6 protein-coding genes and 1 pseudogene are annotated in these 8,973 nt (G+C 66.3%); all 7 read right to left on the reverse strand.

The window, feature by feature from the left end; genetic code table 11:
- A pseudogene (locus ABYX71_RS08470) lies at nt 1-378 on the reverse strand (hypothetical protein); the annotation flags it as partial.
- Nucleotides 379-448: 70 nt separating this feature from the next.
- Entirely contained in the window at nt 449-1,780 is a 1,332-nt protein-coding gene (locus ABYX71_RS08475; RefSeq protein ID WP_372696062.1) for an acetamidase/formamidase family protein, read from the reverse strand.
- 71 nt (nt 1,781-1,851) lie between these two features.
- Complete coding sequence (locus ABYX71_RS08480) at nt 1,852-4,215, reverse strand: RND family transporter (RefSeq protein WP_372696063.1); 2,364 nt, start codon at nt 4,213-4,215, stop codon at nt 1,852-1,854.
- A 6-nt stretch (nt 4,216-4,221) separates the two neighbouring features.
- Nucleotides 4,222-5,286 (reverse strand): hypothetical protein, encoded by a 1,065-nt coding sequence (locus ABYX71_RS08485; protein WP_372696064.1) that lies wholly within the window; start codon nt 5,284-5,286, stop codon nt 4,222-4,224.
- Nucleotides 5,287-5,362: 76 nt separating this feature from the next.
- The gene (locus tag ABYX71_RS08490; RefSeq protein WP_372696065.1) at nt 5,363-6,583 is read right to left on the reverse strand and encodes a DUF1329 domain-containing protein; all 1,221 of its coding nucleotides are present in this window, start codon (nt 6,581-6,583) and stop codon (nt 5,363-5,365) included.
- 54 nt (nt 6,584-6,637) lie between these two features.
- Entirely contained in the window at nt 6,638-8,155 is a 1,518-nt protein-coding gene (locus ABYX71_RS08495) for a DUF1302 family protein (protein WP_372696066.1), read from the reverse strand.
- Between the two features lie 50 nt (nt 8,156-8,205).
- A partial coding sequence (locus tag ABYX71_RS08500; RefSeq protein ID WP_372696067.1) for an RHO alpha subunit C-terminal catalytic domain-containing protein occupies nt 8,206-8,973 on the reverse strand: 768 nt, incomplete at its 5' end.

Genomic DNA, 8,973 nt, shown 5'->3' on the forward strand with positions numbered 1-8,973 from the left:
ACCGGTCAACGTCAATGCCGTACCGCCGGCAAGCCCCAACGGCAGGCGACTGAGCAGCGCCGACACCGCCAGGAAACACGGCACGGAAAGCAGCGGCGCCAGCAGCGCCTGCCCCGCCCCTGCCACACGGGCCACGCCGCGATAGGCCACCACCAGCGCCAGCGAAGCGGAAAACCCGGCCACCGTGTACACGGCGCTGTGAGCCGCGAAATCGGCGCCGTTTTCCACACCGACGAAAAACAGCGCCACCGCGACGCCGAGCGGGTAGCCGGACAGAACACCGGCCACCCGCGGGCCGACCCGCTCGGCCACCCAGGCCAGGCCAAGCACCATGGCCATCGACACGACCACCTTGGCAGCCAGCAGCCACACGGTCACGCCAGCCCGTGTCTGCCCGCCGGCCCTGCGCGGCGGTGGTTCAGCTTCTGTGCGCCACCCCGTGCCCGTTTCACGCCAGGCCGTACTGGGCACGCACCACACCGCCCAGACCGATGCGGTCCAGGATGTCCAGCGGGCACAGGAAGCCGACCTTCACCACCCCGGGCAGGCGGCCGATCTCGATCGACCCGCAGATGGTGGCGCGGTTGCGCACCTCGTCCACCGACAGGCCGGTCACCGCAGCGGCGCGCTCGAGGCCGTTTTGCGTGGCCTCGTTCAGCGTGGTGCCGGACCCGATGAAGGTGATCGGAGCGTTGTCCTCGAGGGGAATGTCGGCGCCGTAACGGGCCGCCAGCGCCAACGCCTGTGCACGCATCGGCGCGGTCACCGGCCGGGCCAGCGGCGGCAGGTCCTCCATTACCGGCAGCAGAATCGGGCCATCGAGGCACAGGCCCTTGATCAGCTCCACCCGCAGGCGCACGTCCGAAGTGACGTCAGTGGCGTGACCCGCCACCTCACCGTTGCCCTGCATGGCGTGCATGTCGCCCAGGTAGACACCCGCGCCGTCCACCTTGACCGGGCATATCAGCACGGCGCCCTCGCGCACCTGGGCGCAATCCATGTGGCCATCGGTCTTGTGACGCAGCAGCGCGTCCCGGCTCATGCCGTACTCGTGCGGCGCATCGACCAGGAAGGCGCCGAAGTCGCCGGCGTTGTGCGAGTCGGGCATGTCGCACGACGGCGTGGTGCCGATGTTGCCCAGGAAGGGCATCACCCGTGTCACCACACCGGGCATGTTGCCGGCGGCAAAGCTCAGGATCGAGTGCGCCTTGGCATGCTCGGGACTGGCGTGCAGCTGACGGGCGTTGGCAGCGGTCTGCGCCGCGACGTCCTCCGGCACGGTCAGCGCCACGCCATGCTCGCGGTCCAGCACGCAGGTGTAGGCATGTCGGAAGTTAAACGGACTGGCCGGCGCGCCGCACTGCCGACAGCGCACCGCATCCGGGCCGATGCCCTCGATGTAGCTGTCCGGACTCTCGGCGCCGCAGTTCTGACACCGCTTGGCGACGAATGGATCGCCCATGTAGCGGCCGTCGATGGCGCTGCCCACCCCCGACGACGACACATCCGAGGCTGCCTGCACGTGCTCCAGGTACAGCACCACTGCGTCGCCGATCTGGGCACCCTCGATCGCCACCGGCACGGTCACCTCGTGACCGCCATGAAACTCCGGCGTAATCATCGGCGACCAGCAGCCCGGCGGCGTCTGCGTGACGATATGGCCCCCCGGACGCAGCGGCCCGAGCATGCCCAGTGACGGACCGACCAGGCCCGACGTGTAGCGATCGACATGGATGACGTCGGCGGGCATCTGCGCGGCCGACACGTTGACGTTGCTCATTACGACACCTCGTAGATACGACATGGAGACGACCTGTCCCTCGTCCGTGACTTGCTCGATTCATGGGCCCATCAATGGGCCAACGCGCCCCCGGCCGCCGCCCGCACCGTCACCGAACGACGCCCGAACGTCATCACCTGCACCGGCACCAGAACCAGCGCGCCGACCAGGTTCACCAGCATGATCAGCGCCAGCAGCAGCCCCATTTCGGCCTGAAAACGCAGATCGGACAGGAAGTACCAGACGCCCACCGAGAACACCATGGTGGTGGCCGTGAGCCAGATGGCGCTGCCGGTGGTCTTCAGCGAGCGCACCACCGCCGGGCCGACATCGGCCAGCGTGGCGTCCGGCCCTGCCTCTTCGATGATGCGGCTCATCAGATAGATGCCGTAGTCGATGCCCACCCCCATGCCGACGGCGATGATGGGCAGGGTGTTCACATCGAGCCCGATGTTCATCAGCGTCATGGTGGCCAGCACCACGAAGTTGGTCAGCACCAGCGGCACCACCAGAATCACCGACAGCGTCATCGAGCGATAGGCGAACAGGCAGGTCAGCGTCATCAGCAGAACGCCACAGATGAAGGTGGCGGAATGCGAGAAGTGCACCTCGTCATTCACAGCCGCCTGCAGGCTGGCACTGCCAAGGCCAATCTGGAACGCGCCCTCGACGTCATAGTCGCGCTCTACCCGGTCAATGGCCTGGCGCAGCGCCTGCAACACCGCATCGACCGTCGGCGTGGACGCATCCTTCAGGAAAAACGTGATGCTGGCGTGGCGGTACTGGCGATCGAAGTACCGATCGAAATCGCCCGGATTGGCGCCGTTCTGCAACATCTGGGTGTAGGCGCCCGACTCCTGATCGGATACCGGCAGCACCTCGGCCTTCGGGTAGTTGCCCCAGAAGATGCGGCGCACCTGCGGCAACAGGTCGACGAAAGACACCGACCCGGCAACCAGCGTTTCGGCATCCATCCGCGCCTGCAGCGCCGACGCCGCTTCCACGTAACGCAGGTTCCGCACATCGCCGCTGGCCGCCTCGAGCACCACCGTCAGCTGGTCGGCGCCCAGAAACCTGGCGTTGTAGAAGGCGACCGCCTCGTTATAGGGCGCGTCCGGCCACAGCAGCGGCGTGCCCGACTGCGGATTCCCCATCGGCACGTTGGTGCTCAGCCCCACGCAGGCCGCCGTCAGCGTCAAGGCACAGGCCCAGGTGACCCACCGGCTGCGACGGCTGATGGCCAGCCGTCCCAGCCCATCGAGGATGGGATGGCGCCCCAACACCCGTGACTTCGAAGCGCTGCCCCCCCGCTGGGGCATGAAACTGATCATCAGCGGGAACACCATCATCACGTTGATCAGCATGCTGATGGTCCAGAAGCCGACGAACAGGGCCAGCTTCTGCATGATCGGGATGTCGGCAATGGCGATCAGGAACAGGCCCAGCGCGTCCGACACGATGCCGAGCGCACCCGGCACGAACTGGCGCTTGAACAGCTCGCGCCCGGCCGCGATGCGCTGCAGGCCGCTGGCCTGCAATTCCTGGTAGCGAAGCCCCATCTGCACCGAATGACTGAGCGCCCGCGCCACCAGTAGGATCGGCACCACCAGCACCAGTGGATCGAGGTTGCCACCCAGGTAACCGAGCAGGCCGAGCCCCCAGACGATGCTCAGCATCGCCGCCAGACTCGCCAGTCCCACCAGCGTGATACTGCGGCTGTACAGCGCCACCATGCCGAGCACGATGACCAGGCTCAGCAGCAGGATCCAGCCGATCTGGCTCTGGAAGCTGTAGACCCAGCCGGTCAACACCGGGCGACCGAGCATCTTGGCACTCACGCCCGGCGTCTGCTCCGCCGCCTCGGCGATCTGCCGCAGGCGCTCGAACACCGCCACGTAATCGGATGCGCCGGGCACCAGGGCGCCGTCGATCAGTACCGCCGTCTGGTCCCAGGACACCCACTGCCCCAGCACACCGGGCGCCGCCATCACCCGTTCCTTCAGTTCCTGCAATGCCGGCCCGGTTTCCGGCACGCCGCGGTCCGGATCGATCAGCGGGTCGCTGTAGATGGTCGAACCGTCCGTGTGCGCAATGCGCACCTTGCGCGACGTGACGGACGTGATGCGCTCCTTGTTGACCGCCGGCAGCGTCTCGAAGGCGCGCGTCGCCGCGTCCACCGCCCGCAGGAACGGCGGCGCGTAGATCGAACCGTGCTCGTTCTCCAGGATCAACTGAACCGAGTCCTGGTTGCCGTACTGGGCGCGATAGCCCAGGTAGTTCTCGACGATGCCATGTCCGCGCGGCAACAGATCCTCGAAGATGGTCTGGAACGAGGCTCCCGGCACCCCCATGCCCCATACCGCCGTCGCCAGGAAGATCAGCCCCAGGGTCAGGTAGCGGTTGAAGAACAGGATCCGGCAAAGGAAGTCGGTCATGGTCGGCTACCGGCTGGTGTGGTGGAGAGTGGTTCGCAGGCGTCCATCCGCGCTGCCGCTCACCAGGCGCCGTGCGCTGTCGACCACCAGATAGCCCTGCTGGCCCACCAGGAACAGCTGCTCACGAATCGGCAGGGCCCGTACGACCCAGGACACACTCGGCAGCGCCGCATCGACAACCGTCAGCGCCGGGGCGTCGAGCGAACCATGGGCCAGTCGATCCTGCGCCACCACCAGCAGCTCGCCGGCATAACGGGTGAGGTCGTAGATATCCGCCGTCAGGCCGGAGTCCATCCGGCGCCAGGCCTGTCGGGCACCGTCACTGACCAACAGCCGTCCGGACTGCCCGGCCACCACCTGCCGCCCATCGGGCGCGACCAGGCAGCTGAACAGCGTGCCGTACTCGTCGCCGACCTGCCGTACCTTCCAGTCGCCCTGCGCGAGCTCCAGCACCACGCCGTACTCGCCGACCACCAGGGCACCGCCGGCCGGTGCCCGGCAAACGCGGTACAGATGGGGCGAAACGTCACCGAACTCCTCGGCCAGACGCGGCAAGGCGGCGGCCCAGTCGAACGTCTGCGGCCGCCAATGCTGCGCGCCGGGCGCCCTGGCCAACACCGTACCGAACTCGCCAACCGCAAGGCCGGTGCCATCGGTGAGGTACTGGATGCTGAACAGCGCCCCGGCAGGCTCGCTGGACTCCAGGCTCACCTCGGTCAAGGCCTCGTTGACCCGCCAGATGCGACCCTCGCCGTCAGTCAGGCGAACATGTCGGTCAGGCCCCACAGCGCCGGCCAGAAAATTCACCGCAGGGTCCACTTCGAGCTTTCGCGCCACCCCCCGCAGATCCTCGGACAGCACCGCCAGCAGGCCGCCGCGACCGAGCACCAGCACCTTGCCGTCCTCACTCACGACCGCGTCGAAGGGACTGCGGCCGCGCCCGAAGGAGTGGTACTGCGCCACTGCAGGCAACAACGCATCATCGACCGGACCGCCGTGGACGGCCGCCGGTGCGACGACACCACAGCAGCCGAGCAGTAACGCGCCATACCTGCAAAATGCCTTCAACACGGCCGCACTCCATGCCTGACCATTACCGTGGCCACCGGCCGCAAGCGGCCGGCAGCCACCCCGCTTCAGCCCCGCGTCAGCGGCTGCTCTCTCGCATGCTGGACGTCAGCACCCGGCTCAGTGGCGTGCCCACGTTGGCGTTGATGTCGAACACCCAGAAGATCGACGCGTTGCCGGTTTGCTGGTTCTTGATGACGATCCAGTTCGGTGACGGCGTGAAGTCCTCCTTGACGTTCCAGTTCATCTCGTAGGTCTTCAGCAACTGCCCCTGGCGGTCATAGAACTCGCCCACCGCCGGCCGGTACGTTTGCGAGTCCACGTACAGGACCTTCTTTGAATAAATCGTGCTGTAACGAGGGGTCGCCTCGATGATGTGCACCCGGCGGGATTCGACGGCCGTGTACGGCGACGGGTAGTAAGAGGCGACCGGCTGCACGCTGTTATCCAGCATGCCCTCGGACGGCGGCGATCCGGTCTGGTTGACCAGCAGGGTTTCGGTCCCCAGCAGCCTGAAGTCCCACATTCCCAGCGGATCGGCGAAGGTGTCGACATCGCCGGCCGTCAGATCCGACCCCTGAATGGCATCGGCGCGCTGGGAACTGGACAGGCGCCGCACGCGGCGCAACACCGGCACATACACGTAGGCATCGGGCAAGGCCGCCTGATCGCGGTAGATGACGTTCATGCTGATCACGCCTTTCGAGTCGTACGGCTCGAAGAACATCGTGTTGGTGCGGTACAGCTCGTCCTCGTATCCGGGCTCGGCGCCCAGCGGCGGCGTCCACACGCGCCCGGTCATGCGGCGTTGCGTGAGGTTGATGATGAACCGCTTGTATTCCTTGCCATCGCCATTGACCAGCGAGAAACCACCCATGTGGCCGCCGGCCGGAATCGTGTCGATGTCGTCCGGGGTCAGGTGATACTGGAAGTTGGCCATCATCTCGCGCGGATCGTCCGTGCCGGGGAACGGATAGCCGCCGGGCCAGAACGAACCGTCGGCGAGCCCCCAGGTGCCGGCCTCATCCAGCATCTTGGCCTTGCCCCTGTTGGCCTCGGTCAGCTCCAGCCACTTCGGGTCGACCAGCTGCTCCAGCGGCGTGGTGGGAATGACCTTCAGCACCTCGCCTGCCTTGACGTTGACGTAGGTCCCGGTCGGCAGCATGGCCTTGTACTGCTCGACGTTTCCGGCATCGATCTGCGTGCCCACGGGCACCGGTTCGGCCATGGCCGTCGACAGGCCGAGGGCGCCGACGAAACCCAAAGGAATAAAGAGGTTTTCTCGAATAACTGCCAACATAGCGCGACTCCCGCCATTGAATGTCCGACTGTTCACCGCCAATCCGGCCCGGACTCAGAACTGATACGTCACCGACACGTTGAATTCATTCGCCCACGACAGTGATCCCAAGCGTCCCGGGCGCTGTTCGGAACCGGTGAAGAGGTTTGCGTAAACGGCCACCCGCCAGTGGTTGCCCGGCGTGAAGCGCACCTGCGGCTGCCACCAATAGGCGTCGTCGGTGTCGACGACGGCGAGGAAGTCGAACCACACCTGCGAGTTCATCACCGGCTGCGACAGAAACAGGCTGAAGTTGGTCTCGTTCTTGTCCGCCGGCCCGTTGAGTATCGTGATGCCGTCGCTGTCGCCCCCGCGCCGCGTCTGGAACCACTGCAGCGATATGTTCATGGTCTGTTCGGTTGGGAACACGAACGTCGGCCGGTCGAAACCAACCACCCATTTCACCGTGTCGCGTTCGACCGTGGTGACCGGCAGATCCACGCCCGGCGCGATGGCCACCAGCGGGCCGGCATACGGCTGGTTCGGGGTGTACGACAACTCGCCGCGCAGCACGCCACCGACCTGCGCCCAGAACCAGTTGAACGACGCGCCGTAGATGTCCAGCCGCTTGCGACGGTTGGCCAGAACCACCTGCAGCGTGGACGGGTCGAACCCGCCCGGGTAGGCACCGCTCAGCGTGGTGACGCCGTCCTGGTCGATCTTGCTCAGGTAGTTGAGGGTGTACTGGAAGCCATTGATGTCGCCCAGCAGGCGTACACCGCCCTCCCAGTCACCACGCCGGTCGTCGAGGTTGTCGTCGACGCGCAGGCCGGGAATCAGAAACGGTGCCACCGGCAACACGGTAGGCGGCGCATTGTCCGGGAACGGCAACTGGTTGAACGGCGCCCCGCGATCGGGCAGCGCCGTCGGCACGTAGTCACCCGGAATGACGAAGGCATCGATGCTGTAGCCGGCGAAGCGCCGGAACTGGTACTGCGCACGCAGCGCCCATACCGGGATGCGGATATGGTCGAACTGCTCGCCGCCGGCCTCGAACGACATGTGCTGCGTGAGGTCCAGCGGGTTCACGATGTCGAGCAGGCGCAGCGCGTCGGCCTCACCCCAGACGATGTTCTGGCGACCCAGGCGAAGCGAGGTGCGTCCGGCGCGGAAGTCGGCGAACGCTTCCCACAGCTCGAACGCCGTGCTTTCCGACTCGGCGCGCGCCAGCGTGCCTTCGTGACGGTAATCGAGCGGGAAGGCGTTGTAGTCGCCGATGCCGCCGGACCAGGCCTCGGTCAGGTCCTTGTTCAGCCGCCAGCGGGTGAAGATGCGCATGTTGTCGATCGGCGCACCCGCCTCGAACGGCTGGTTGTATTCGAGGTCCGCCACCACCAGGGCCTTGATCAGGTTGAAGTCCTGGTCGTCCGGCAGGCCGAGCGCGGTGTTGTTGGGATTGTCGTGCTTGAGGCTGTACGCCGCCTGCGCGCGCGCAAAGCCAGAGTAAGAAAACCTGCCTTCGGCGGCGGACGCGACGCCTGTTGCGAGCAACGCCAGCGCGGCGGCGCTCTTACCGAGTTGTCGACGATTCATGCCTGAGCTCCCGAGTCGATGGTTAGTGCGTTGTATGCGGCCGACGGGTGCTAGCCGGCCGTCGCCGACGAGTCGGCCCGCCATTGGCCAACCCACGCCATCACGGCCTCGTGACCGTGACGGCAGGCGAACTCTTCGTCCTGGAACTGGAAATGCGTGATGGCACCGGAGGCGATGCCGCGCTGGGTACGCTCGTGAGTACTGGCGTCCTCGAGCAGGCCGTCGCGCAGGCCGACCTTGCCGTACTCGGCGGCGAACAACTGGCCGGCATTGGCCGGCTGCGGGTAGTACATGTTGACTTCCCACAGCGTGCGGTCGGCGGCGATCGGCCACATGTGGTAGGTGAAATAGGTGCCGTACAGGACGGCGATGACGAAGTTCGGAAAGATGACGTGGAAGTCGAATACACCTTCCATCGCCTCGGCATAGGCGGTGGCGTCGCCGCCGCCGGCGAAGGCCTCCAGCGAGTTGGGGCCGAACTTCATCGCCACCTTGCCGGTGGGCGTCGGCGAGAACGGCGCCGCGGACGGCCCGGTCGACAGCAACCGGTGCGAGCCCATGACCTCCATCAGCAGCGACCGAAACCGCGTCAGGCTCTCCGGAAACGACAGCGACAGGGTGCGCTTGTGGATGTAGGGCACGTGGTAGCCCTCCTGCTGCGCGTCGAGCAGCACCTTCCAGTTCACACGCTCGTCGGCCTGGTAGGTGAAGCGGGTGGTCAGCTGGTCGAACGGGTACCGCGTGAGCTTGCGTTGCGTCAGCGGGCCCAGGTACTCGGTCAGCGACTGCTGCGGGTCGAGGCTGGCGAACACGAAGCC

Source organism: Immundisolibacter sp., assembly GCF_041625615.1.
Lineage (GTDB): Bacteria > Pseudomonadota > Gammaproteobacteria > Immundisolibacterales > Immundisolibacteraceae > Immundisolibacter.